We start from the raw sequence: 24,852 nt of genomic DNA, 5'->3' as shown, positions 1-24,852 counted from the left end.
GTCGGGATGACAACTTTATGCTCGAAGCCATGACTCAGAGACTACGACACCTTGGCGCGGTCCCGATCTCGCTCGCCCGGAGACGCCGCATCGAACGCCGTGGAGACCATGTCCGGATGGACGCCTCTTTGCTCGGACCACCCAGGCAGGTCGTGGCTCCCCGTGATCAGGCGCGCACCCCGCGTGAAAGTGAAGTAATTCCAAACCCACTCGAAGAAGACAGCAACCCGGTTGCGGAACCCGATCAGGAAAAAGATATGGACAGTCAGCCACGTAAGCCACGCGAGGAAGCCGCTCCAGTGCGCCTTAAACGGCCACTCCACCTTGGCGACGGCGGCCAGACGGCCGATCGTGGCCATATCTCCCTTGTCGAAATAGCGGAACGGAGTTCGCGGTTTTCTCGCCAGATCCTGGGAGATCATCTTGGCCACGTGATCGCCCATCTGCATGGCAGGCTGCGCCACTCCCGGAACCTGCTTCCCATCCTGTTCGAAGTGGGCCAGATCGCCGCAGACGAAGATATCAGGATGCCCCGCGGGATTCAGCGTGCTATCCACCAGTACGCAGCCGCGCCGGTCCGTCTCGAAGCCAAGCAGATGGCCAAGCGGGGATGCCTGGACGCCTGCGGCCCACAGCGTCACGACTGAGTCAATCCTCTGACCGCCGGCGACTACGTATCCAGGCTGGATATCGGTGACCTGCAGCGCGGTGTGAACCTCTACTCCCAGCCCGTTCAGCTGCTTCACCGCTTTCTCCGACAGGTCTTCCGGATAAGCGGCCAGAATGCGCTTTCCGCCCTCGATGAGCAGCACACGCGCCGTCGTCGGATTGATATGCCGGAAGTCATGCCGCATATAAAGCTTGGCGATGTCCGAGATGGCGCCAGCCAGCTCTACTCCGGTCGGGCCGCCGCCGATCACTACGAAATTCAATGGCGGATGAGCGCCGGTCTCCAGCATCTGGCGCTCGGCCAGTTCGAAGGCCAGCAGCACGCGGCGGCGAATTTCGATCGCGTCTTCCACCGTCTTCAATCCCGGAGCGTATTGCGCCCACTCGTCGCGCCCGAAATACGAGTGGGTCGCGCCGGTGGCAACCATCAGGTAGTCGTAATCCATCTCCGCGCCGCTCTTCAGCTGCACCCGGCGGGCGTTGAGGTCGAAGCTGATCGCTTCGTCCATTAGAACTTCCACATTCTGCTTGCCGCGAACGATGGAACGGATCGGCGATGCGATATTTGCCGGAGACAGCACGGCAAGGGCAACCTGATAGAGCAACGGCTGAAACGTGAAGTGATTGCGCCGGTCGATCAAGGTCACGTCGATGGGCAATTTCGCAGCCGCCACCGCTGCATGAGTGCCGGCAAACCCGCCACCCAAAATCAGCAGGCGCGGACGCCGTCCCTCGCCTATTGCCGGAATCTCTATCGCTTTCGAAGTCACCGTCATTGTTTCCCCTTACTACTAAAGATGCTCGTGGAGCGCGTCTTGTTACAGGATAGTATCCGCGGCCGATAGGAGGCACTCTTCACCGAATTGGCATAACAAAAAAGGGGATGGAGCCAAGGCCCCATCCCCTCTGTAACTGATTGCGATTGCGTTGGATTTACTTCCCGTGGTGTTCGCCGCCGCCATGCTCCCCACCGCCGTGTTCGCCGCCCGACGGTCTTGCTGCCGGATGCGCCTGCTGACCACCAGCGGGCCGGCCTGCCGCCGGACGTCCCTGCTGTCCGCCGGGCTGGCCGGCCGGGCGGTTGAAGTTGCCGCCACCAGGTCTTGCAGCATTATTGGCTCCCGGAGCTCCTCCAGGACGGTTGAAGTTGCCGGGGGTTGTTCCGGGGCGGTTGAAGTTTGCTCCGCCTGGACGGGCAGCCGTATTCGCCCCCGGACGGTTAAAGCCATTCGCTCCCTGCGCTCCTGGACGATTGAAGCCGTTCGCGCCGGGGCGATTGTAGCCTGCCGCACCGGGACGGTTGAAGCCGCCGGCGCCGCCAGGCCGATTGAAGCCCGCTGCACGATAGTTCGGCGCATGCATGGCTACATTCCGGTTATAGGCACGAGCACCCGGATTGCGATCGAAGCGGCCGTAGTACCCGTGATTGACCACCGTCACGCTGCGCGAGATGTAGACGTTGCGCTGGAAGACGACGGAGTGCGATCCCCAGCCTACTCCCCAGTTATGCCATCCCCATCCGAAGCGATTCCATCCGCCGATGGCGATGCCGATACCGAAGCCGATGGCCAGGCCTACACCGATGGCAACACCGATCGGCGGAGCGGGGACATAGTATCCAGGCCACGCTACCACCGGGCCGCCGTAGACCACCCACGGATTGTAGTAAGGAACATAGACCACAGCCGGATTGGCCGGCGCGATCACGATATTGCTGGGCTGGTACTGGACTGCGATCTGCTGCGAGCTGCGCAGATTGCCGGTGTCATAAGCGCGCTGGCGCATGGTCTGCACCGCGCCCATCACGTCCTGCGGCTGGTTGTAATAGGCGTTGCCCAGCTGGCTGGTCCAGTCGAGGTTTTTGTCCAGATTCGCCAGGACCGAGGGAAACGCGATCAGAGCCTTCACACTGGGATCCCACTGCATTCCATCCGCCATCTGCCCGATCTGATCGGGAGGAGCTCCCTGGTGCGACTGCACGAAGCGATCGGCGTCCACAACCTGGGTCGGGAAGGTCGAGGCGGCAAGAATCTGTGCGACGAGAGCGTCGGGATAGAGCGCAATCGGAGCTACCAGCTGATTTAGCTGATCGGGACCGAGGGCTCCGTAATTTTGCGGAGGAGCACCGCCCTGATCTACAGGCCCACCCTGGTCGGCCGGCGCCCCGGTCTGATCCGGCGGAGGAGGAGGCACATCCTGCGCCAGCACATCGGCCACGCCGAGCGGAATCATGAGATACATCAGCGCGCAGGCAATGGCGCGCTGTCCAAACTTGAGCACGTCTCCCAGCGCGAGCGGATTGTCTGGCGTAGCTTTCGAGATTGAATCTTGCGGTTGCTTAACCTTCATATTGAGCCTCATTCTTTCGGCAAAAAAACTTTCGGCAGGTTGGTCGAACCGGCGTTCCATTCACTCCGTCACCCGACCGCCTGCACCAAACGATTACAGACACTCTGACACGCAATTGGAGGCTGGAGTTGCGTGCCGGTCCATCTTTCTGAGGGTAAGACATGTAGCCTTAGGGATTCTAAGCGCAAAGAAAAACAAATATTGATATCGCGGAAGGTTGAAACCAGACATACCAGACATGGATATACAAACATGCGCATAAGAACGAAATCCCTTCCTATGCGCATGCCGCAAACGCAATCGTTTTAAATCTCGGGGAAGAAATCAAAGAATGCGTCGATGCTCTGGCGCAACTGCGCCTCGATCTGCTCGCGAGTTCCTTCGAGCAGGTGCATCGTAACGCGGGCGTTATTCCCGTTCTTAAGTTCGACAGGCGCTTCGCCTACGCCGGCCACTTCCTCGGCAGGAAGCAGGCGCAGACCGTATACCAGAGCTAGATTGGCCATGAAATCCTCATCTCGTTGCGCCTGCGATCATACAAAGCCGCCGGTCTGGCGACAACCTCAGTGGCCATGCTCTTCCAGATACTTCTCGACTTCAAGCGCGGCCATGCAGCCGGAACCGGCAGCGGTAATCGCCTGGCGATAGCGCCGATCCTGCACGTCGCCGCAGGCATAAACGCCGGGAACGCGCGTATGCACCTGGTCCTTGGTGAGCACATAGCCATCCGCATCGAGATCGATCTGGCCGGCAAACATCTTCGCGTTCGGCTCGTGACCGATACCGAGAAACAAGCCGCTGATCGCCAGCGTCGATTGCGCTCCCGTCGCAGTATCGCGCAGCCGCACACCTGCGACTTCCTTTTGCTCTACGCCGAGGACCTCTTCGACCGCAGTGTTCGACATGAACGCGATTTTGGGATGGGCGATGGCGCGCTCCAGCATGATCTTCGAAGCGCGGAAGTGGTCGCGCCGATGCAGCAACGTGACCTTGTTGGCAAAGCGGGTCAGGAAGAGCGCCTCTTCCATCGCGGAATCGCCGCCGCCGACCACGGCGATCTCCTTGCCCGAGAAAAAGAAGCCGTCGCAGGTGGCGCAGGAGCTCACGCCATGCCCGATCAACGCCTGCTCCGAGGGCAGACCCAGCCAGCGCGCCGAGGCTCCGCTGGCGATGATTAAGGTGCGGGTATGGATCGTCTCGCTGCCCAGGTTCAGCACGAAGGGGCGCTTGGAAAGATCGGCCGAGACGAGATGGCCCATGCGGAAGGTGGTTCCGAAACGGCTCGCCTGCTGCTTCATGTTTTCAATGAGTTGCGGACCCTGAATGCCCTCCGGCCAGCCGGGGAAGTTCTCCACCAACGTGGTGATGGAGAGCTGTCCTCCGGGCTCGTGCCCTTCGAGAACAAGCGGTTTCAGGTTCGCGCGTGCAGCATAGATGGCGGCGGTAAGGCCGGCGCAGCCGGAGCCGAGGATGACGGTATCGTGGATTTCTGACATGGCGTGGACTTTCCGAATTGTACCCGGACTGCGCGTCCGGCGATCTACGCCTGTGGCGCAATCTGCTGGGCTCGCTTCCTGGGGTCGCTCGATCTTAGATTCACATCCACGAAACAGGATGCAGGACTGGCCGTCCAAGCCTTCGCAGGACTCGCCGTCCAGGCCTTCCGCGGGACTCGCCGTCCAGGCCTTCCGCGCCTTTGGTGCACTTCTTGATGCTTCGCCCTGGCGTCCGTGGCTATCAATCTTCAGGGTGCCCCACATCTCGATTTTGATGTGGGATCACGAAACCCAAAGCGCCGGAGGCGCGCTCGCCTGGACGGCCAGTCCTGCCCCATGTCTCGCTTTTGAGACATGGGATTCCACAATCGCCGTTACTTCTACGGATCGAGCGCCAAGGCGCAGGCGCGGCCCGCTTATCTGCCCAGGCTAAGCGTGGGATCGGCGGAGAGCTCATCGGCGGCAATTTCCTTGCTCAAGAATTTCGGCCATGCCGCGGCGGCGATCATGGCTGCGTTGTCGGTCGAGAGCGCCAGCGAAGGAAAGGCTATTGGCAATCCGCGATCGGCGGCCTCCGCCGTGAAACGCACCCGCAGCTCGCGATTTGCGGCCACGCCTCCCGAAACGAGCAGGCTGGTCGCGCCCAATTGCTCGGCCGCGCGGAAGGTCTTGCGGCGCAGATCGTCCACTACCGCTCTCTGAAAGGAAGCGATCAGGTCTAACGCTTGTTGATCGCAAAGAGCCAGGGCATCCGAAGGCCTGGCATCGGGGATGGCCGCCAGCACACTTCGCCTGTGTTCGATGCTCTCGGCCATGGCATGCAGCTGCGTGTAGCGAAGCACCGCCGTCTTGATGCCGCTGAAGGAGAAGAGCGTGCTCGCTGCAGGATCTGCTGCTGACCGGCCGGCCGCGGCGGGGCCATCGCGGCGATGCGCCTTCGCCTTAATCTGGGCAAAGGAAAACGGCACGGCCGAGGGGTTGCCATGCGCTGCGAGGGCATCGATCCACGGACCGCCCGGATATCCTAGCCCCAGCAGCTTGGCCACCTTGTCGAAGGCCTCGCCGGCCGCGTCGTCGACGGTGCGGCCCACGTTGCGATAGCTCCAGCTCTCGCCGCGCTTCCGCACCAGATACAGATGGGTATGGCCGCCGGAAACGACCAGCGCCAGAGCCGGCAAGGGCAGAGGCGGCTGTTCGGACTTTGCCGCCAGCTCCGCCTGCTCCAACAGGACGGCATGAATGTGTCCTTCGAGATGGTTCACGGCAATCAGCGGCTTGTTCAGCGCGAATGCCAGCGCCTTGGCATAGCTGATGCCCACCAGCAGCGCGCCCGCAAGGCCGGGGCCGGAGGTGACGGCAATCGCATCGAGATCGCCGAAGCCTGCGCCGGCTTCTTCCATTGCTGCGCGTACCACGGGAACGATATTGCGCAGATGCTCGCGCGAAGCCAGCTCGGGAACCACACCGCCGTAGGGCGAATGCGTCGGGATCTGCGAGGCGACCACGTTCGAGCGCATCTCGGCTCCGCCGCGCACCACCGCAGCTGCGGTTTCGTCGCAGGAGCTTTCAATGCCGAGAATCAGGCCGCTGGAACCAGCCGTGTTAGGAGTTATCACATCTCTATAGTAAAGAGGCAGGAGTAAAGAGACAGGAGTCGATCATTGAGTTTGCAGAGGGAGACGACATCGGCGCAATCAGCGGCCGCGCAGATCGTAGACCGCCTGCGCGCCTCGGGCTATGAGGCCTACTTCGTCGGCGGATGCGTGCGCGACCTGCTGCTGGGGCGTGCGCCTGCCGATTTCGACGTGGCGACGAATGCTCATCCCGATGCCGTGCTGAAGCTCTTTCCCCGCACCTTCGCGGTTGGCGCGCACTTTGGCGTCATCCTGGTGGCCGACGAGGCCTACACGGGCGAGATCGGGGGCCAGCAGATCATGACCGAGGTCGCCACCTTCCGCAGCGACGGAGCCTATTCCGACGGCCGGCGGCCCGAGTCCGTCCGTTTCTCCGAGAGCCCACAGGAGGATGTCCTCCGGCGCGACTTCACCATCAACGGCATGCTCCTCGACCCGCAGATATGGAAAGATTCGGGCGATCTCGACTCGTCGGTGCTGGATTTCGTCGGCGGCCGCGCCGATCTCGATGCCCGTCTGGTGCGGGCCATCGGCGACCCTCAGCAGCGCTTCGAAGAAGACAAGCTGCGCATGCTGCGAGCGGTCCGCTTTGCCGCGCGCTTCGACTTCGCCATTGCGCCTCAGACCGAAGCCGCGATTCGCAGCCTCGCCGCGAAGATCGGCCAGGTGAGCCACGAGCGCGTTCGCGACGAGCTGACGCGGATGCTCACCGAAGGCCGCGCCCGCCGCGCCTTCGAGCTGCTGGATAAAACCGGATTGCTCAAGGAAGTGTTGCCGGAGATCGATCGACTTCACGGCGTAGAACAGCCGCCCGAATACCATCCCGAGGGCGATGTGTGGATTCACACCCTGATGCTGTTGGAGCAATTACCCGAAGGCGCTTCCGCCGCGCTGGCCTGGGGCACGCTGCTGCACGATGTCGGCAAGCCCGCCACCTTCAAGCCCGCGCCCGCTTCCGGTCCAGGACGCATTCGCTTCAATGGGCATGCCGAGGTCGGTGTGCGCATTGCCGAAGATATCTGCCGCCGGCTGCGCTTTTCTAACGAGGAGGCCGAGCAGATCGCCTTGCTTGTCGCGAATCACATGCGCTTTGGCGATGTGATGAAGATGAAGGAGTCGACCTTGAAGCGGTTCTTCCGGCTCCGCGATTTTCCGGAGCATCTGGCGCTCCATCGCATGGACTCGCGCGCCAGCCACGGGGACCTCACGCTCTATGACTACGCCAAAGAGCGCTACGAGGCCATCCCTCAGGAAGAGGTTCGCCCCAGCCTGCTGGTCACCGGCCGCGATTTGATCGCCGCCGGCTACAAGCCCGGGCCGGAGTTCAAAGAACTCATGGCTCTCGCCGAAGACGCGCAGCTCGAGGGCCGAATCCACACGAAGAAAGAGGGGCTGAATCTGGTGCGGGAAGCGGCGAAACGGACGTCGTAATCCGCCGCACACTCGCATGTTGAATGTGAAACGCAGAATCTCGGCGATGCACTTTTAGCATCGCCAAGATTCTTCATCCTTCCATTCGTGTGGACGACTTACATCAATTGCCCTGAACGCGAAGCGACCAACGGGAGCGGAGCAAACGCGAAGCAGTCGCCTGGACGGCGAGTCCTATTGCGGTTGCACTTGTGGATAGCCGTTCTGTGGCGCCGGGTACTGTGGAGCTCCGTTGGGAGGCTGCGCGCCCTGCTGCTGTGGCTGCTGTCCATCCGGAGGAGGCGGCGCTGTGCCGCGTGGCGGTGTCGGCTTCGGGCGATCGATCAGCTTGAAGCCGTCGCGCACCACAAAGAAGTTCTGCTCCGGCAGGTCGGATTCGAGCAGGCCGCCATCGCGTCCGTAGTAAAGCTCCACGCTGATGGGGTTCTGCTCGCCCACGGTCACCGTCATGTGCAATACATCCACCTGCGCGTTGGCCAACCGGCCGCGCACACTCGATCCGCGGTTGTAGCTGGTCGGAACCAGGAGACCCTGCTCCTTGGGTATAAGAACCCACGAGGTGGGAGGGCTCTGCAGGCCTATCTGCACCAGCAGAACGTAAGCGGCGGGATCGAGATCCGGCAGCAGCACCAGGTGCTGATGGCGGTCAACGGTGTTCTGCGACTGCTTGCCCTGCGCGTTGATCTCGATCTGGAACTGGCGTCCGGTGGAGTCGGCATGGGCGCTGAATGTTACCGGGCTGCCATTGACCGTGCCGTTGATCTGGTCGCTCACCAGGTTCAGCGAATGGTCGAGATGCTGGGTATTCGTAAAGCTGTAGCTGAATTTGGACAGGCTCATCTTGCCCTGCGAGGTGACGGCAAACCCCGAGGGCGTAACCTCGACGGTTCGGTCAGCCGAGCCGACGGACTTATCCCCCTGATAAATCAAGTAGTGCGAGGAACCGGCAGGAAGCTGAACCTGAGTTTGGGCCGGAGCAATTCCGGATTGGGCCGGAGCAATTACAGGAAGCACGAACAGGCCAAGCAGCAGAAAATTGGCGGGAAAGCGCATTTCGTATCGAAACCTCTTTCTATTCAGACGCGTTTTTCGGAAAGAAGCTTCGGTGGAAAGTGCAGGGTGCAGGGTTTAGGGTTCAGGGGATAGAAAAACAGGGTGCAGGGTATAGAAGCTTCACCCTAAAACCTGTTCCCTACACCCTGCTTTTGTTAGCAGGGTTTAGGGTTCCGGGGATAGAAAAACAGGGTGTAGGGGTCAGGGGGCAGAGTATAGAAGCTACACCCTAAAACCTGTTCCCTACACCCTGCTTTTGTTAGCTACACCCTAAAACCTGTTCCCTACACCCTGCTTTTGTTAGCCTTTGGCCTGGTCGAAGCGCTTGTTGATCTCTTCCCAATTCACGGTGTTCCACCATGCGGCCAGGTAATCGGGGCGTTTGTTCTGGTATTTCAGGTAATAGGCGTGCTCCCAGATGTCGTTTCCGAGGATGGGGAACTTGCCCTGGAGCAGCGGATTGTCCTGGTTCGGGGTGGTCACGACGGCCAGCTTGCCGCCATCCCAGACCAGCCAGCCCCAGCCGGAGCCGAACTGCTTCGCCGTGGTCTCGTTGAACTGCTTCTTGAAGGCCTCGAAGTCGCCGAAGTCCTTGCGAATCTGCTCTGCGATCTTGCCCGTCGGCTCGCCGCCGCCGCCCGGCTTCATGATGGACCAGAACATGGTGTGGTTCACATGTCCGCCGCCGTTGTTGCGCACCACCGTGCGCACGTCCTCGGGAATGTTATTCAGGTTGCGAAGGAGATCTTCCGGAGTGTGCTTCGCCAGATCGGGATGCTTTTCCACCGCGCCATTAAGATTATTCACATAGGTCTGGTGGTGCTTGTCGTGGTGCAGCTTCATGGTCTCGGTGTCGATATGCGGTTCGAGTGCGGCGTAGTCGTAGGGAAGTGGTGCGAGTTCGTAAGCCACAGTAGTTCTCCTTCGGGTAGTGGTTAGGAAATCTTTGATCGAGACACGGATTCGTGGTGAATCCAATGTGTGTGCGTCCTCGATCATAATGGATGCGGCAACTTCACGCGCGGTGCAGGCCAGGCCGAAGAAGAGGCGAACATTCGTATCACGCAAGAAAGTTTTCTTCGACAATTCAAGAAAATAGACCGGCCTCGGAAACCCGGGCAGGGTTCAAATCCGCCGCTGAGTCGACTTCAGAGCCAAATGCGCGTCCAATAGGGATTGGCTTTTGTCACTTCAATGCGCCACGAAGAACGTAGCGTTTTGCTCCGCACGCGCATCTCTTAAGAAACGATCGCTTTGGCTCGCTCAAAAATAACTCGCACAGAAATTACTCGCAGAGAACTCCTGCGCGTGGCCGGAGCATCCGGCGCACTGGCCATCGGCGCTCCCGCTGCAGCTCTGGCGGCGGGCTTTCAGAATCAGGCGCAGACGCCGCCGGTAAAACCGGGGCAGGAACCCAAGACCGAGGCGCAGGCCGCGGAGAATTATCCCCGCACGCCCGGCGTCTTCATCAATCGGCCGCTCACTCAGATTTCGAAAGACGCCGAAGCGCTGCTCGATGACCTCGAGGGCCGCGCCTGCGATTTTTTCTACAACGAAGCCAGCCCCAAGACCGGCCTGGTGCGCGACCGGGCCCCGGCGGTGGGAAGATCCTTGAGCCGGGTGGCGAGCATCGCGGCGACCGGCTTCGGGCTCAGCGCCCTGTGCATCGCGGCCAAGCGCAACTATCTCTCTCCCAGCCTGTGCGAGCAGCGCGTGGAGAAGACGCTCGCGTTTCTGCTTGAAGATTGCCCGCACGAGCACGGCTTCCTCTACCACTTCATCGACATCGAGAGCGGGCAGCGCATGTTCGGCAGCGAGCTGTCTTCGATCGATACGGCGCTGCTGCTGTGCGGCGTGCTTCTGTGCCGTCAATATTTCGCCGGCAACACCCGCATCGAGGCGCTGGCTACTACTTTTTACCGCCGCATCGATTGGGAGTGGATGCTGAACGAGGGCACCACGCTCTCCATGGGCTGGCTGCCCGATCAGGGTTTCCTCAAGCACCGCTGGGACATCTACTCCGAGCTGACGACCATGTACCTGATGGCCATCGGCTCGCCCACGCACCCCATCTCCGCCGATACCTGGAACGCCCTGCAGCGTCCGGTGGTGAACTACGGCGGAATTCAGTACATCAGCGGAGTGGCGCCGCTGTTCATCCATCAGTATGCGCATGCCTGGTGCGATTATCGCGATCAGCGCGACCTGCACACCAATTACTTCACCAATTCCATCGCCGCCACGCGCGTTCATCAGCTCTGGTGCATGGTGCTGGGTCAGAAGTTCAACTGGATCGATCAGGACATGTGGGGAATCTCGGCCTCCGATGCACGCGACGGCTATCGGGTATGGGGAGGACCGCCGACCATGGGCAATCCTGACGGCACGCTCGTCCCCTGCGCCGCAGCCGGTTCACTGCCCTTCCTGCCCGCCGAGTGCTCTCACGTTCTGTTGAGCATGCGCGAGAAGATGGGCAGCAAGGTGTGGACACGCTACGGCTTCGTCGACGCTTTCAATCCCAAAACCAATTGGTTTGCGGAAGACATTCTCGGTATTGACCAGGGCATCAGCATCATCATGGCGGAAAATCTTCGCACCGGCTTCTCCTGGCAGTACTTCATGAAAAATCGGGAGATCACGCACGCCATGAGCGAGGTGCAGTTCCATCCCGACCCGGACGCAAATACACAGGTCCTGTAACCTCTCCCGATATTGGCTTGACCGGAGAGAGGGCGCAAGCCAGGTGTAGAATCGCGTCGGCTCGCGCAGGCGGCGTTTCCCAGCGATCTTCCTTCTCCGACTTCCTCCATGAATCCTGATTCCAAGTTGCGGAATCATAGAAGTGAAGTTTCGCTAGCCCTCTGTTGTGCCAGTACTTTCCCGGCAGTCCCCGGCCTCGTATTTGTGCTTTCACAATCGTACGGTAGAGTTTAGCTTTGTCTCCTCATCACCACACCGTTCTCTCAGGATGGAACTCTCGCAATGACCGATCTCGCTCCCCAATATCACTGGCTGGATCAGCAGGGTCCGGCCTTCGGCGCGCCCGGACTTGAGGCTCGCTGGACCTCGAGTGCCAAGTCAACGGTAGGAACGGCCTATGCCGCCTCCAGCCGCGCATGGTTCACCATCTCTCACGGGATCCTCAACGAGATTTACTATCCCACCATCGATAAGCCGCAGATCCGCGATATGGAGCTGCTGATTACTGACGGCGAGACCTTCTTTCACGAAGAAAAGCGCGATCTCGACCACGTGTTTTCCTACATCGACTCCGATTCGCTGGCCGTCCGCATCGTCTCGAGCGACCGCGAGGGGCGCTACAAGCTGACCAAGGAGATCATCAGCGACCCGCACTATCCGGTCGTGCTCATACGCGTTCGCATGGAGGGTGACGACCAGATACTGCCGCGGCTCAAGCTTTATGCGCTGCTCTCCCCGCACATCGACGGAGGCGGCGCAGGCAATTCCGCCCGGGTTGCCGATGTGGCCGGCAAGCACGTACTGGTCGCGTGGAAAAAGCACACCGCCCTGACCCTGGCCGCCGACTGCGGCTTCCGCCGCGCCAGCTGCGGCTATGTGGGCACCAGCGATGGCTGGCAGGATCTCCGCCATGATCTGACCATGGATTGGGAGTTCGGCTCGGCGCTTGACGGCAATGTCGCCGTGATGGGACAGATCGATCCTAACCACACCCGCGAGTTCACGCTGGCCATCGGCTTCGGCGAAGGCCCCCATGCAGCGCTCTCGACCACCATGGGCGCACTCTCTACGCCCTTCGATAAGCACCTCACCCGCTTCATCGAGCAGTGGCATCGCGCCGAGAGCCCGCGCGAGCTGGCCATCAACGCCGCAGATGGCGGCCGGCTGATGCAGATCAGCCACAACGTCATCCTGGCCCACGAAGACAAGACCTACGCCGGAGCCTTCATCGCCTCTGCATCGATCCCCTGGGGCTATTCCAAGGGAGACGACGACCTGGGAGGCTACCACCTGGTCTGGACTCGCGACATGGTGCAGAGCGCAACTGCGCTCCTGGCCTGCGGCCGTGTGGATACGGCCAGGCGCGCCCTGGTTTATCTCGCCTGCACGCAAAAGCCGGATGGCAGCTTCGCGCAAAATTTCTGGATCGATGGAACTCCCTACTGGAGCGGCATTCAGCTCGACGAGGTCGCCTTCCCCATCATGCTGGCCTGGCGCCTGTGGAAGCTCGATGGCCTGGGCAAGTTCGACGTCTTCCCCTTTGTCGAGCGCGCTGCCGGTTTCCTGGTCAGGTATGCGCCCGTAACCCAGCAGGAGCGCTGGGAGGAGAACTCCGGCTACTCGCCTTCGACCCTGGCCGCGGTCATCGCCGGGCTGATCTGCGCAGCGGAGCTGGCGCACGCCCACGGCTCTCCGGAGCTGGGCAAGTTCCTGGAGCAGCATGCCGACTGGATCGAATCGCACCTCGAAGAGTGGACGGTGACCGACGACGGCCTGCTGCATCCCGATGTCAAGCGCCACTACATGCGCATCAGGCCGCCACAATGCGGGGAGCCCTACGCAAGACCAGACTGCGACCGCCAGATGGTGGGGCTCAACAATCGGGAGCCGGGCGAACGGTACGAATTCGAGGCGCGTGAGCTCATCGATGCGGGGTTTCTGGAGCTGGTGCGCTACGGCGTTCGCGCCGCGGACGATCCGCTCATCGTCGATTCGCTCAAAGTGGTCGACCATATCCTAAAAATCAATACGCCTCAGGGTCCCTGCTGGCGCCGCTACAACCACGACGGCTATGGCCAGCAAAAAAACGGCGGTCCTTACAATGGCTATGGTCAGGGACGCGCGTGGCCGCTGCTTACCGGTGAGCGCGCTCACTATGAGCTGGCCGCGGGCAAGGACATCAGCTCGCTGATCAAAACCTACGAAAACTTCGCCTCCGAGGGAGGCATGTTCCCGGAGCAGATCTGGGACGAGCCGGACAAGGCCGGCCTGGTGCTCGGCGGACCTGCTGGATCGGCGATGCCGCTGGTATGGGCGCACGCCGAATATCTCAAGCTGCTGCGCTCCGTTTACGACGGCCGCGTCTTCGATCGCATCGCCGCGGTGGAAGATCGTTACGCCAAAAAAGCCAAGCGCGAGCGCAACCCGGCTAAGGTTGAAATTTACAAATTGCGACGGCCCATCTCTCACATTCCCGCGGGACACACGCTGCGCATCGTCGCGGCGCATCACTTCCGTGTGGTCTGGAGCGCGGATAATTGGAGCACCAGCACGGCGGCGGAAAGCACAACCGTGGGCTGGGCGGGCTCTTTTGCCGACCTTCCCACCTCCGGCGAGCATGCCGGACAGCTATCATTTACTCTTTTCTGGCCGGAAGAAAATCGCTGGGAAGGCCGCAATTTCGAAGTTCAAGTGCAGCTCGCAGGCTGAAACTCCCTGCGATTTCAGATCATCCAAGCCTGAGAATATCTGCAAGACGGGCTGCGGATTTAGGATTGACTCGGGGAACCCCTCAAACCGAAAGGTAAAGTTTTTATGAGCGAACTGGATCAGATTTCTATCAATGCCCTCCGATTTCTAGCCGTCGATGCCGTCGATAAGGCCAAGAGCGGCCACCCCGGTGCTCCGCTGGGCGATGCGCCGATCGCGTATCTCCTGTTTCACAAGTACATGCACCACAACCCCAAGAACTCGCACTGGCCCAACCGCGACCGCTTTGTCCTTTCGAACGGCCATGCCTCGGCCCTGCAGTATGGCGCCCTGCATCTCTCCGGCTACGACGTGACTATCGAGGACCTGCAGCAATTCCGCCAGTGGGAGTCGAGAACCCCCGGTCACCCCGAGCGCGGCGACACGGACGGCGTGGAAGTGACCACCGGGCCGCTCGGACAGGGTTTCGCCATGGCCGTCGGTCTCGCCATTGCCGAAAAGCATCTGGCTGCGATCTACAACCAGCCGGGCTTTGACGTCGTCGATCACTACACCTACGGCATCTGCGGCGATGGCGATCTGATGGAAGGCATCTCGCACGAAGCTGCATCGCTGGCCGGAACCCTCAAGCTGGGCAAGCTGATCTTCTTCTATGACGACAACCAGATCTCGCTGGACGGCCCGACCGAGCTCTCTTTCACCGAAGACGTGGAAAAGCGTTTCGAGGCTTATCACTGGCATGTCCAGAAGGTGGCCGACGGCAACGACCTGGACGCCATCTCCAAGGCCATCGAAGCTGCCAAGGCGGTAACGGACAAGCCCTCGCTCATTGCGGTACGCACGGTAATCGGCTTCGGCAGCCCCATCGCAGGCACCAACAAGGTTCACGGCGAAGCCCTGAAGCCGGAAGAAGCGATCGAGACCAAGAAAAACCTGGGATGGCCGTCGGACAAGTTCTTCTACGTGCCGGACGAAGCCCGCAAGAACTGGAACACGATCATCGATCGCGGCGCGAAGGAAGAAAAAGAGTGGAATGACCTCTACGCGCAGTACAAGAGCAAATTCCCCGAGCTGGCCGCGCAATTTGAGCGCACGCTGGCCGGCAAGCTCAAGGAAGGATGGGAAAAATCTCTTCCCGTCTTCCCCACCACCAAGCCCGTAGCCACCCGCAACGCCGGCAACGTGGTGATGAACGCCTTCGCCAAGGATGTTCCGGAGCTGATCGGCGGCGCGGCCGACCTGACCGCTTCGACCAAGACCATCCTGAAGGACGGCGGCAACTTCCATCTCGATCCCAAGGGCCGGAACATCTGGTTCGGCGTGCGCGAGTTCGGCATGTGCGCGGCAGTCAACGGCATGGCGGCGCACGGCGGCCTGATTCCCTACGGATCGACCTTCTTCACCTTCTCCGATTACTGCAAGTCCGCATTGCGCATGGCGGCCATCATGCACACCCAGTCGATCTTCGTCTTTACCCACGATTCGATCGCACTCGGTGAAGATGGACCGACTCACCAGCCCATCGAGCACCTGATGATGCTGCGCGCGGTGCCGCACCTGACCGATTTCCGTCCGGCAGATGCGAACGAGACCGTCGCTGTATGGCGTCTCGCCCTCGAGCGCAAGAGCCCCTGCTTCATGGCCTTCTCTCGCCAGGACCTTCCGGTTCTGGATGCCGAGAAACACGACATCTACGGCGGCGTGAAGCACGGCGCCTACATCGTCGAAAAGGGCGGCGACTCACCGGATCTGCTGATCGTGGCAGCCGGCTCTGAGGTCTGGGCCTCACAGAGCGCAGCCATCGAGCTCGAGAAGGAAGGCCTCAAGGTTCGCGTCGTCTCGATGCCCAGCTTCCGCATCTTCGAGGAGCAAAGCGACGAGTACAAGGCGTCGATCTTCCCCGATCACCTGCCCAAGCTGGCCGTGGAAGCCGGAGCGCCGGAGGGTTGGTGGAAGTATGTCGGCCGCCACGGCGACGTGATTGGCCTGGAGCGCTTTGGCGCTTCCGCGCCTGGTCCGAAGGTTCTCGAAGAGCTGGGCTTCAGCCCGGCAGGCATCGCGAAGCGCGGCAAGGCACTGGTCGAGAAAGTAAAGAAGAGCGAAGCCGCATTGGCGGGGAAGTAAGCCGATGAAGCTGGCCATCGGAGCAGATCACGCGGGTTTCCCCCTCAAGGAGGAGATTCGCGGATATCTGGAGCGCCTCGAACATGAGGTGATCGATCTTGGCGCTTATAACGCAGAGCCCTCCGATTATGCAGACTTCGCCGAAGCCGTTGGGCGCACCCTGATTGCAGGGCGCGCCCAACGCGGCATTTTGGTCTGCGGCAGCGGAGTTGGCGTCAACGTAGCAGCCAACAAGATGCCGGGCATCCGCGCCTGCATGTGCCATGACACTTATTCGGCGCATCAGGGAGTGGAGCACGACGACATGAACGTTCTGGTGCTGGGCGCGCGCATCATCGGCCCGGCACTGGCTTTCGAGCTGGTTTCCAGCTTTCTGAATGCCCATTTTCAAAAGCACGAAGAGCGTTTCGTCCGCCGCCTCAACAAGGTCCTCGCTATTGAAGCCCGGTACATGGGCGAAACCGCAAGACACTAACTCCACCGCCCAAATTCATCTCGAATCAACCTCAACACCGTAAGACCAGGAGAGCGATGAGCGATATCAGTACGATTCTCTGGGATGTAGGCGGAGTTCTACTCACCAACGGATGGGACCACAAAGAACGCGCCGCGGTGCTGGCCCGCTTCAATGTCGACCGCGACGCCTTCGAGCAACGCCATCCGGAAGCCAACGATATCTGGGAAAAGGGACTCATCACCGTCGAGGAGTATCTCCAGCGCACGGTGTTCTTCGAGCCGCGTGACTTTACTCCTTCGGAATTTGTCGCAGCGATGAAAGCGGAGTCGCTCCTGCTCCCCGACAGCGCCATGGGAATTCTAGAAAACATCGCCACCTCCGCGGAGGTGGATCTGGGCATGCTGAATAACGAAGCCCGCGAGCTGAACGATTACCGCATCGAAGAATTCGGCCTGCGCGGATATTTCGACTTCTTTTTCAGCTCCTGCTATGTGGGACTGCGCAAGCCCAGCCCGCAGATTTATAGCCTGGCTCTGGATGTGCTGCAGTGCGAGCCGAACGAAGTGATCTTCATCGACGACCGCTCCGGCAACGCAGAAGTGGCAGCGAGCCTCGGCATACATGCGATTCAGTACGAAGGCTCGGAGAAACTTGCCGAGACGCTGGCTCATCTTGGCATTGAATTAGAAAATTTGTAACAGATTGAAAGCAATCGCAACGAAGTTGCGACCTATCGGACTTGGCAAGAGGGTGGAACGTTTGAGTCCTGGCGGCCACGCGATAATCAAAGAGTAGAGCTTTGGGACGAACCCGAAAGCAGGAGGATTCATGGCGACGACGGAAGTAAAAATCTCTCCGGAAGACATGGCGCAAGCCACAAAGAAAAACGAGCGTATCCCGGAGCCAGGTGTGGTTGTAATCTTCGGCGCGTCCGGCGACCTCACCAAGCGCAAGCTGCTGCCCGCGCTCTTCCATCTTGAACAGGCCGGCCTTCTGCCCGAGCAGCTGCGCATTGTGGGCGTTGCCCGCCGCGATCTGGGCGATGGCTTCGCCAAGGACATGAAGAGCGGCATCCTCGAATTCGGCGGCGTAAAGGAAGGCGCGGACAAGCTCGACGACTTCATGGGCAAGGTCAGCTATCACGCGATGAACTTCGACGATGACGGCGGCTACCAGAAGCTGAAAGCCCTGCTCGATAAGTACGACACGGAGTTCGGCACCAAGGGCAACCGGCTCTTCTACCTTGCCGTCGCGCCGGAATACTTCTCTGACATCATCCATCGCCTCGGCGAGCAGGGCATGGCGCATCCCGAAAAGGGTAAGGTCCGGGTCATCATCGAGAAGCCCTTCGGCCACGACCTGGCCAGCGCTCGCGAGCTGAACGACGACGTGAACAAGGTCTTCCATGAAGACCAGACCTTCCGCATCGATCATTACCTGGGCAAGGAGACGGTGCAGAACGTCCTCGTCTTCCGCTTTGCCAACGGCATCTTCGAGCCCATCTGGAATCGTAACTACGTCGATCACGTACAGATCACGGCGGCGGAAAGCATCGGCATCGAAGGCCGCGGCCCGTTCTACGAAAAAGCCGGCGCTCTGCGCGACGTGCTGCAGAACCACATGATGGAGCTGCTCTCGTTCGTCTGCATGGAGCCGCCCGTCTCCTTCGACGCTGAAGCAGTGCGGCATGAAAAGGTCAAGGTCTGGCGCGCCATCAAGCCCATCCGTCCTGAGAATACGGTTCGCGGCCAGTACGGCCCCGGAACCATCAGCGGCAAGCAGGTGAAGGGCTATCGCGAAGAAGAACGCGTCGATGCCAAGTCGCAGACCGAAACCTTTGCCGCAGTGAAGCTCGAAATCGAGAACTGGCGCTGGGCCGGAGTTCCGTTCTATCTGCGCGCCGGCAAGCGGCTGCAGAAGCGAGCCACCGAGATCACCGTGCAGTTCAAGCAGCCGCCTATGCTGCTCTTCGATCGCGTCTCCCAGGGTCCATGCGCCGAGATCCAACCCAACCTCATCACCATGCGCATCCAACCGGATGAAGGAATCTCCCTGCGCTTCGGAGCCAAGGTTCCGAATCCCGATATGACGGTGTGCCCGGTAATCATGGACTTCAACTACGCGAATGCCTTCGGCAGCAACTCGGCGAATGGCTACGAGCGCCTGTTGCTCGATGCCATGCTCGGCGATGCAACCTTGTTTGCGCACCGCGATGGCGTGGAAGCGACATGGGAGCTGTATACGCCGGTCCTGAATAACTGGGCGGCAACCGAGGTCAAGGACTTCCCCAATTACGAGAGCGGTTCCTGGGGTCCGAAGGCGGCGCATGACCTTCTCGGTCGCGACGGCCGCCAATGGCACAAGATTTAGGCGAGGAAGATGGCGAAAACAACGCAGGTCGAATACCGGGTCTACGATGGGGCGGATGCACTGAGCAGAGCGGCCGCCGAGCACTTCCTTGAAGCGGCGCAGGCCGCGGTGAACAGCCGCGGCAAGGCGCGTTTAGCCTTCTCCGGAGGCAACACGCCCAAGCGCACCTTTGAACTGCTGGCCAATCCCGCGGAGCGCTTTCTCAAAGCGATGCCGTGGGAGCAGCTTGAAATCTACTTTGTCGACGAGCGCAATGTTCCGCCCGACGATAAGGACAGCAACTACCGCATGACGCGCGAATCGCTGCTCGAGAAGGCGCCCATCAAGCCCGAGCACGTCTTCCGCATCGAAGGCGAGCTGGAGCCTGAGCTTGCGGCAGCGCGTTATGAAACAAAAATTCGTAGCCAGTTCCGCCTCGAAGGCGCAGAAGCGCCACGCTTCGATGTCCTGGCGCTGGGCATGGGCGACGACGGGCATACCGCGTCGATCTTTCCCCACACCGCCGCCATCCACGAGCTGGGACGCATCGCAGTCGCCAACCATGTCCCACAGAAAGATACCTGGCGCATCACGCTCACCTGGCCGGTGATCGTGGAAGCGCATGAAGTTTTCTTCCTGATCGGCGGCAAGGATAAAGCCGATCCGCTGGATCGCGTTCTGCTGGGGCCGTACGATCCCGAAACATTGCCTTCGCAGCTCATTCAGCCGAAGAACGGCAAGCTGCTCCTGCTGCTCGATCGCGACGCTGCATCGCTGCTGCCTGCGCCCGATGCAAACGGCCGCGGCACCCTGGAGATCACGCGATGATTCTGGCTGGAGATGTCGGCGGCACCAAGGTTCATCTGGCGCTCTATGACTTCAATCGCGGACAGCTCAGCCATGTCCGCGACGAGAAGTTTCCCGCACAGGAGCATGCCGGCCTGGAAGAGATTGTCAGAACCTTTCTCGAAGGGAGCAGCAAGCCGGAAGTCACGGCGGCATGCTTCGGCGTGCCCGGCCCGGTGCGCGGCGGGCGTCTCAAGCTCACCAATCTGCCTTGGATTCTCGATAGCCGCCAGCTCTCCATCGCTCTCGGCATCGAGCATCTCTTCCTCATTAACGATCTCGAAGCCAATGGCTATGGAATCGCAGAGCTCTCCGCGGATCAGATCTTCGAATTGAGCGCGGGCGACCCATCCGCCGTGGGCAATCGGGGATTAGTCTCTGCCGGAACCGGTCTGGGCGAGGCTCTGCTGATCTGGAATGGCAAGACGCACAAGCCCATGGCCTCGGAAGGCGGGCACTGCGACTTCGCCGCCCGCAACGAGACCGAAATCGAGCTTCTGCGCTATCTCCAAAAATCTCTGGGCGGCCGGGTCAGCTTCGAGCGCGTGGTTTCAGGCATCGGACTGAAAAACATCTACGCCTTCCTGCGCGATGAAAAGAGGCTGGAAGAGCCGGAGTGGCTCAAAGAGCGCATGCAGCACGAGGATCCGAATGCCGTCATCGGCGAACTGGGTGAATCGCGTGAGGTCGAGTTGTGCACACGCACCCTCGATATTTTCGCCGGAGCCTACGGAGCCGAATGCGGCAACATGGCGCTGAAGATTCTCGCCGCTGGCGGAATGTATCTCGGAGGCGGCATCGCGCCAAAGATCCTGAAGACCATGCAGGATGGCACATTCATGAAGGCCTTCACCGACAAAGGCCGCCTCAGCGATTTGTTGATCCACACCCCGGTGCGCATCGTTCTCGAAAGCCGGGCTGCCCTGCTTGGCGCGGCTGCTTACGCGGAAGCACGCGCCGCCGAGCTGAGCGGCGCATCGGCACGAGCGGCATCGCTTTAGCAGTAGTACGACCTTGCTGTCGCTCGCTCCGTGCGGGCGACAGCAGGAAGTAAGGAAGAAGTGAAGAGATGAAGAAGCTTTTTGTTGGTATTTCGCTCGGACTTGTATCGCTTTTTGCCGCATCCCCGCTGGCCTTGGCCCATGCCCTGCTGGTAGCTTCCACTCCCTCCATCCACGGAACCGTGCACGGCCCCGGCGTAGCCGTCGATCTCAAATTCAACTCCCGCGTCGATGGAACGCGCTCGCGCCTCATCCTGGTGCTTCCCAACGGCGGGAACCAGGTTCTGTCGCTGATGAAACAATCTGCACCTGAGGAGCTGGCCGCCCGGATCGAACTGGAGCCCGGCACTTATAGCCTGCGCTGGCAGGCGGTAGCTGCCGACGGGCACATTTCGCGCGGCGAAATTCCCTTCAAAGTGCAGTAGTCCGGTGAGGCCGACGTGATCTGGCTGACACAGGACTTCGAGCTGCTCTCCGTCCTGCTGCGCGCGCTCACGCTTTCACTTGAAGCGCTCACCGTAGGCGGCGTGCTCTTTCTGCTGCTTGTCGCAACCCCGCCCACGGCGGAAGAGCACGCACGCAAGGCTGCGAGCGGCTTCTGTGCGTGGATGGCACTCGCGCTGGCCATTGCGCAGATTCTGTCCGCCGCCGAGAGCACCGTCACGTTGATGACCGGCTCGGCTCTCTCGTTTCATGAAGTCGTGACCGCCGACTTCTTCCTCGCCGACGCCGTCATCGTTGTGGCCTCTCTGCTGCTATTTGTTCTGCTGCGCTTCAAATCCCATATCTCCCAACCTCTGGCGCCGATACTCGCGCTCGCCATCCTCGCCGGCTCCGTAGCTCTGAGCCATGCTGCTTCCCGGCTCGATCATCGTCTTCTGCTGGTGCTCTTCACGGCCGGCCATCACCTTGGCTCTGCCGCATGGATCGGCGCCATGCCCTTCCTGCTCGTCACCATGCGCCGCTCTTCAGACACGCAACGACTGCATGCGCTGGTCCGCCGCTTTTCGAATGTCGCACTGGTGAGCGTGGCCGTGCTCGTACTCGCGGGCCTCGGGATGGCATGGTTCTACGTCGGCTCGTGGAGCGGACTCTACGGAAGCTCCTACGGCATGCTGGTGCTGGCCAAGGTTTATCTTCTGCTGCTCATTCTTTCTCTCGGCGCGGGCAATTTTTTTCTGCTCAAGAAAACGCGCACCGATACCAAGCGACTGCTCACTCGTCTACGCCGCTTCAATGAAGTCGAGATCGGCCTGGGTTTCACCGCAATTCTGGTGGGCGCCTCGTTGACCGCGCAATCGCCTGCGGCCGACATGCAGCAGATGCTCACCGCGCACGAGGTCGCCCATCGCCTCGCCTGGCAAATGCCTAGCTTGACCACTCCAAGCTTTGCCCAGCTCACGCAGCGGGTTCCACTCGCCAATCAGTTGGAGAGCACGTCCTTCACCGGGGGCTCGCCTAACGACGCAATGGACCAAGCGTGGTCGGAGTACAACCACCATTGGGCGGGCATCATTGTGCTGGCCGCGGGCATCTTCGCCGCATGCGCCAGCCTGCTGCAGCGGCGCTGGCCCCTCAACTGGTTTCGCAACTGGCCGCTGCTGTTTATCGGCCTCGCCATCTTCATCCTGCTGCGCGCCGATGCTGACGCGTGGCCGCTTGGCCCGCGCTCGTTCTGGGGAAGCTTTGCCGAGGCCGAAGTGCTGGAGCATCGCATCTTCACCGTGCTCATCACTGCCTTCGCGCTCTTCGAGTGGGCCGTCGCCACCGGCCGCCTGCAAAACCGCATCGCGGCCATGGTCTTCCCCGGACTCTGCGCGCTGGGCGGCGCATTTCTGATGACCCACTCCCATTCTCTCGGCGAGATGAAGGAAGAAACGCTCGTCGAGATGAGCCATGCGCTCATCGCGCTTCTCGGATTGACCGCAGGATGGGCTCGCTGGCTGCAGCTGCGCCTCCCCGAACGCGAAAATTTCAGGCTTGCAGCCGCTCTGAATCAAATCTGGCCGATATGCCTGGCGCTGGTCGGCCTGGTGCTGATGGATTACCGCGAGTCTTAGAGATTGCTTAGCGCGGGAAAATCTCTGTGTCCTTTGTGTTCTCTGTGGTGTGCTGTTTTTTGAAAGAAGTTTTAACGCTAAGGCCACTGAGGGGTGCATTTAGCGATGCATAGAAGGATTGGCCATCCAGGCGGCTGCGCTTTCGCATGGACCAGCAGTTTTTTGGGGGAGAGACCGATGGTGCATGATGCCAAAGGGCATTCACCACAGAGGTCACGGAGAGCACGGAGGTTTCTGCTTGTGGGCTTCGCGTCTTTGTGTTTCGCATCTTCTGAAGATGTCTGGTGAATTGACGCATTCTCGACGGAACTCAAAGTCGATCCAGGAGAATAAAACACCTCCCCGGCTGTTTGGCTAGAAAGCCCCTCCCGCGGAAGCCCCGCCACGCTTACCGCAATTGCGCGATAGCATGGGCAGGAAGCGCGCAAGAAGGAAACAGAAGATGATCTCGAATCGATATTGGAAAATCCTGCGTAATGCTTTTGCACTCGCCCTGCTGCCCGCTGCCCTCATCGCTCCGCACGACCGCGCCGCTGCCCAGAGGGCCGCGCAGCAGGAGAAGCCCGGGAAGGACGTCTCCGCCCTGCTGCTCAGCGATTTTCATTTCGATCCCTTTCACGATCCAGCCAAAGCTCAGCGGCTAGCCGCTGCTCCAATAGGTGAATGGGAGAGCATCCTTGCCGCGCCCCCTTCCGCCGATCAAGCCAAAGCCTTCGCAGCGTTGCAGCAGTCCTGCCAGGCGCGAGGCGTCGATACACCTTATCCGCTGCTTCAATCGAGCCTGCAGGCCATGCGTGAGAAGGAACCCCACGCCGGTTTCATCACCGTAAGCGGCGATCTGCTCGCCCACTCCTTTGATTGCCGATATAAGACGATCTTTCCCGGCAAGTCGCAGGCGGACTACGAGCTGTTTTCCGAGAAGACGGTGAACTATCTCGTGGGCCGCGTGCAGAGTTCGTTCCCCGGAGTGCCGGTTTACGTGGCCCTCGGCAACAATGACAGTGGATGCGGCGACTATCGCATGGACGCGCACGGCGGCTTTCTGGCTGGCACAGAGAAGGCGATCCTCGCTGCTCAACCTACATCTCCCGAATCGGCAAAGACCGCAGCCGACTACGAGAACGGCGGATACTACAGCGTCCCCATGGCGGCGCCGATGCTCAACACGCGGCTCATTGCGCTGAATAACATCTTTCTCTCCAGCCGCTATGCCTCATGCTCGGGAAGCGCGGACCAAGCGGCTGTTACCTCCCAACTCACATGGCTTGAAAAGCAGCTTGCCGATGCTCGGAACAATCATCAAAAGGTCTGGGTCATGGCGCACATCCCGCCCGGCGTCGACCTCTATTCGACCTTCATTCACATGAGAAACGTTTGCGGCGGCGACGCACCCGTGATGTTTCTTTCCTCAGAGAAGATGGCAGACATTCTGCTTGACTACGCCGATGTGGTGCGATTCGTCCTGCTTGGCCATACCCACATGGACGAGATGCGCCTCCTGAAAGCCGAAGATCCCGCAGCGAAGTCCGGCCCAAGCATTGCCGTCAAGCTCGTGCCTTCGATCTCGCCGGTGAATGGAAACAATCCCGCCTTCACCGTGGCCAGCATCGATCCCGCGACTGCGACCGTGCGGGACTATGCAGTGTTCGCAGCCTCCAACCAGACCGGCATCGCGACCACATGGTCGAAGGAATACACATACTCAGACACGTATCACCAGCCGGATTTCTCACCGGCTTCGGTCCAGGCGCTGATCGACGAGTTCAATGCCGATCTCGAAGCGAAGAGCGCGGCCAGCCAGGCCTATGTGCATAATTACTTCGTTAGCGGCCCCAGCGGCGGTCCGGCAGGTACATTGAAAGCCACGGCTATGTTGAGGTCGGCGTGGCCTTTGTATGTGTGCGCCGTCGAACATAACTCGGCGAAAGGCTTCGCAGCCTGTGCCTGCTCCGGCTCGAAGTAAGTGCAGCCGGG

At 60.6% G+C, this 24,852-nt stretch carries 19 protein-coding genes; 12 read left to right on the top strand and 7 right to left on the bottom strand.

Translation table 11 applies throughout. The features are described 5' to 3' along the window. Positions 1-41: 41 nt before the first annotated feature. The 5 genes from XX99_RS04475 to tsaD all read right to left on the bottom strand — a co-directional run bounded on the left by XX99_RS04475 (position 42) and on the right by tsaD (position 6,130). Positions 42-1,445 carry an NAD(P)/FAD-dependent oxidoreductase gene (locus XX99_RS04475; protein ID WP_050058196.1) on the bottom strand — a complete coding sequence of 468 codons (1,404 nt, stop codon included), beginning with the start codon at positions 1,443-1,445 and terminating at the stop codon, positions 42-44. Between the two features lie 157 nt (positions 1,446-1,602). Then, positions 1,603-3,018: a DUF3300 domain-containing protein gene (locus XX99_RS04470; RefSeq protein WP_184085146.1), complete on the bottom strand. Its 1,416-nt coding sequence runs from the start codon at positions 3,016-3,018 to the stop codon at positions 1,603-1,605. A gap of 305 nt (positions 3,019-3,323) precedes the next feature. After that, positions 3,324-3,524 carry a hypothetical protein gene (locus tag XX99_RS04465; protein WP_050058194.1) on the bottom strand — a complete coding sequence of 67 codons (201 nt, stop codon included), beginning with the start codon at positions 3,522-3,524 and terminating at the stop codon, positions 3,324-3,326. Between the two features lie 57 nt (positions 3,525-3,581). Continuing rightward, on the bottom strand, positions 3,582-4,514 hold the full coding sequence (trxB, locus tag XX99_RS04460; RefSeq protein ID WP_050058193.1) for a thioredoxin-disulfide reductase: 933 nt from the start codon (positions 4,512-4,514) through the stop codon (positions 3,582-3,584). A gap of 416 nt (positions 4,515-4,930) precedes the next feature. Beyond that, the gene (gene tsaD, locus XX99_RS04455; RefSeq protein WP_231581149.1) at positions 4,931-6,130 is read right to left on the bottom strand and encodes a tRNA (adenosine(37)-N6)-threonylcarbamoyltransferase complex transferase subunit TsaD; all 1,200 of its coding nucleotides are present in this window, start codon (positions 6,128-6,130) and stop codon (positions 4,931-4,933) included. 51 nt (positions 6,131-6,181) lie between these two features. Here tsaD and XX99_RS04450 point away from each other — a divergent pair, with 51 nt between their 5' ends. After that, positions 6,182-7,579 (top strand): CCA tRNA nucleotidyltransferase, encoded by a 1,398-nt coding sequence (locus tag XX99_RS04450; protein ID WP_050058192.1) that lies wholly within the window; start codon positions 6,182-6,184, stop codon positions 7,577-7,579. Positions 7,580-7,753: 174 nt separating this feature from the next. Here the strand turns inward: XX99_RS04450 and XX99_RS04445 are convergent, their stop codons facing one another. Further along, on the bottom strand, positions 7,754-8,632 hold the full coding sequence (locus tag XX99_RS04445) for a hypothetical protein (RefSeq protein WP_050058191.1): 879 nt from the start codon (positions 8,630-8,632) through the stop codon (positions 7,754-7,756). 300 nt (positions 8,633-8,932) lie between these two features. Next, positions 8,933-9,544, bottom strand: a complete 612-nt coding sequence (locus tag XX99_RS04440; RefSeq protein WP_050058190.1) for a superoxide dismutase — start codon at positions 9,542-9,544, stop codon at positions 8,933-8,935. Between the two features lie 396 nt (positions 9,545-9,940). On the opposite strand from XX99_RS04440, the gene XX99_RS04435 reads away from it, so the two are divergent. From XX99_RS04435 to XX99_RS04385, 11 genes are all read left to right on the top strand, one after another. After that, a complete protein-coding gene (locus tag XX99_RS04435; protein WP_231581147.1) occupies positions 9,941-11,332 on the top strand; it encodes a glucoamylase family protein in 1,392 nt (463 codons plus the stop codon). A gap of 282 nt (positions 11,333-11,614) precedes the next feature. Then, a complete protein-coding gene (locus XX99_RS04430; RefSeq protein WP_050058189.1) occupies positions 11,615-14,041 on the top strand; it encodes a glycoside hydrolase family 15 protein in 2,427 nt (808 codons plus the stop codon). Positions 14,042-14,146: 105 nt separating this feature from the next. Next, on the top strand, positions 14,147-16,165 hold the full coding sequence (gene tkt, locus XX99_RS04425; protein WP_050058188.1) for a transketolase: 2,019 nt from the start codon (positions 14,147-14,149) through the stop codon (positions 16,163-16,165). Between the two features lie 4 nt (positions 16,166-16,169). After that, entirely contained in the window at positions 16,170-16,640 is a 471-nt protein-coding gene (rpiB, locus tag XX99_RS04420) for a ribose 5-phosphate isomerase B (RefSeq protein ID WP_050058187.1), read from the top strand. A gap of 56 nt (positions 16,641-16,696) precedes the next feature. Continuing rightward, positions 16,697-17,320 (top strand): HAD family hydrolase, encoded by a 624-nt coding sequence (locus XX99_RS04415; protein ID WP_050058186.1) that lies wholly within the window; start codon positions 16,697-16,699, stop codon positions 17,318-17,320. A gap of 130 nt (positions 17,321-17,450) precedes the next feature. Further along, positions 17,451-18,992 (top strand): glucose-6-phosphate dehydrogenase, encoded by a 1,542-nt coding sequence (gene zwf, locus XX99_RS04410; protein WP_050058185.1) that lies wholly within the window; start codon positions 17,451-17,453, stop codon positions 18,990-18,992. A 9-nt stretch (positions 18,993-19,001) separates the two neighbouring features. Continuing rightward, positions 19,002-19,799, top strand: coding sequence for a 6-phosphogluconolactonase (gene pgl / locus XX99_RS04405; RefSeq protein WP_050058184.1), 798 nt, complete (start codon positions 19,002-19,004; stop codon positions 19,797-19,799). Continuing rightward, positions 19,796-20,818: a glucokinase gene (gene glk, locus XX99_RS04400; protein ID WP_050058183.1), complete on the top strand. Its 1,023-nt coding sequence runs from the start codon at positions 19,796-19,798 to the stop codon at positions 20,816-20,818. Before pgl ends, glk begins: the two co-directional genes overlap by 4 nt. Positions 20,819-20,886: 68 nt before the next feature. Continuing rightward, positions 20,887-21,243, top strand: coding sequence for a copper resistance CopC family protein (locus XX99_RS04395; RefSeq protein WP_050058182.1), 357 nt, complete (start codon positions 20,887-20,889; stop codon positions 21,241-21,243). Between the two features lie 15 nt (positions 21,244-21,258). Next, a complete protein-coding gene (locus tag XX99_RS04390) occupies positions 21,259-22,878 on the top strand; it encodes a copper resistance D family protein (RefSeq protein WP_050058181.1) in 1,620 nt (539 codons plus the stop codon). A gap of 442 nt (positions 22,879-23,320) precedes the next feature. Beyond that, complete coding sequence (locus tag XX99_RS04385) at positions 23,321-24,841, top strand: metallophosphoesterase (RefSeq protein WP_050058180.1); 1,521 nt, start codon at positions 23,321-23,323, stop codon at positions 24,839-24,841. Positions 24,842-24,852 lie beyond the last annotated feature (11 nt).

Source organism: Silvibacterium bohemicum (assembly GCF_001006305.1).
Classification (GTDB): domain Bacteria; phylum Acidobacteriota; class Terriglobia; order Terriglobales; family Acidobacteriaceae; genus Silvibacterium; species Silvibacterium bohemicum.
This window is presented reverse-complemented; position numbering and strand designations above follow the sequence as displayed.

Bases quoted from the DNA above. Each gene is read 5' to 3' on its own strand.
- XX99_RS04475 (WP_050058196.1), bottom strand. From the start codon at position 1,445: ATGACGGTGACTTCGAAAGCGATAGAGATTCCGGCAATAGGCGAGGGA.
- XX99_RS04470 (WP_184085146.1), bottom strand. From the start codon at position 3,018: ATGAAGGTTAAGCAACCGCAAGATTCAATCTCGAAAGCTACGCCAGAC.
- XX99_RS04465 (WP_050058194.1), bottom strand. From the start codon at position 3,524: ATGGCCAATCTAGCTCTGGTATACGGTCTGCGCCTGCTTCCTGCCGAG.
- trxB (WP_050058193.1), bottom strand. From the start codon at position 4,514: ATGTCAGAAATCCACGATACCGTCATCCTCGGCTCCGGCTGCGCCGGC.
- XX99_RS04445 (WP_050058191.1), bottom strand. From the start codon at position 8,632: ATGCGCTTTCCCGCCAATTTTCTGCTGCTTGGCCTGTTCGTGCTTCCT.
- XX99_RS04430 (WP_050058189.1), top strand. From the start codon at position 11,615: ATGACCGATCTCGCTCCCCAATATCACTGGCTGGATCAGCAGGGTCCG.
- tkt (WP_050058188.1), top strand. From the start codon at position 14,147: ATGAGCGAACTGGATCAGATTTCTATCAATGCCCTCCGATTTCTAGCC.
- rpiB (WP_050058187.1), top strand. From the start codon at position 16,170: ATGAAGCTGGCCATCGGAGCAGATCACGCGGGTTTCCCCCTCAAGGAG.
- XX99_RS04415 (WP_050058186.1), top strand. From the start codon at position 16,697: ATGAGCGATATCAGTACGATTCTCTGGGATGTAGGCGGAGTTCTACTC.
- zwf (WP_050058185.1), top strand. From the start codon at position 17,451: ATGGCGACGACGGAAGTAAAAATCTCTCCGGAAGACATGGCGCAAGCC.
- pgl (WP_050058184.1), top strand. From the start codon at position 19,002: ATGGCGAAAACAACGCAGGTCGAATACCGGGTCTACGATGGGGCGGAT.
- glk (WP_050058183.1), top strand. From the start codon at position 19,796: ATGATTCTGGCTGGAGATGTCGGCGGCACCAAGGTTCATCTGGCGCTC.
- XX99_RS04395 (WP_050058182.1), top strand. From the start codon at position 20,887: ATGAAGAAGCTTTTTGTTGGTATTTCGCTCGGACTTGTATCGCTTTTT.
- XX99_RS04385 (WP_050058180.1), top strand. From the start codon at position 23,321: ATGATCTCGAATCGATATTGGAAAATCCTGCGTAATGCTTTTGCACTC.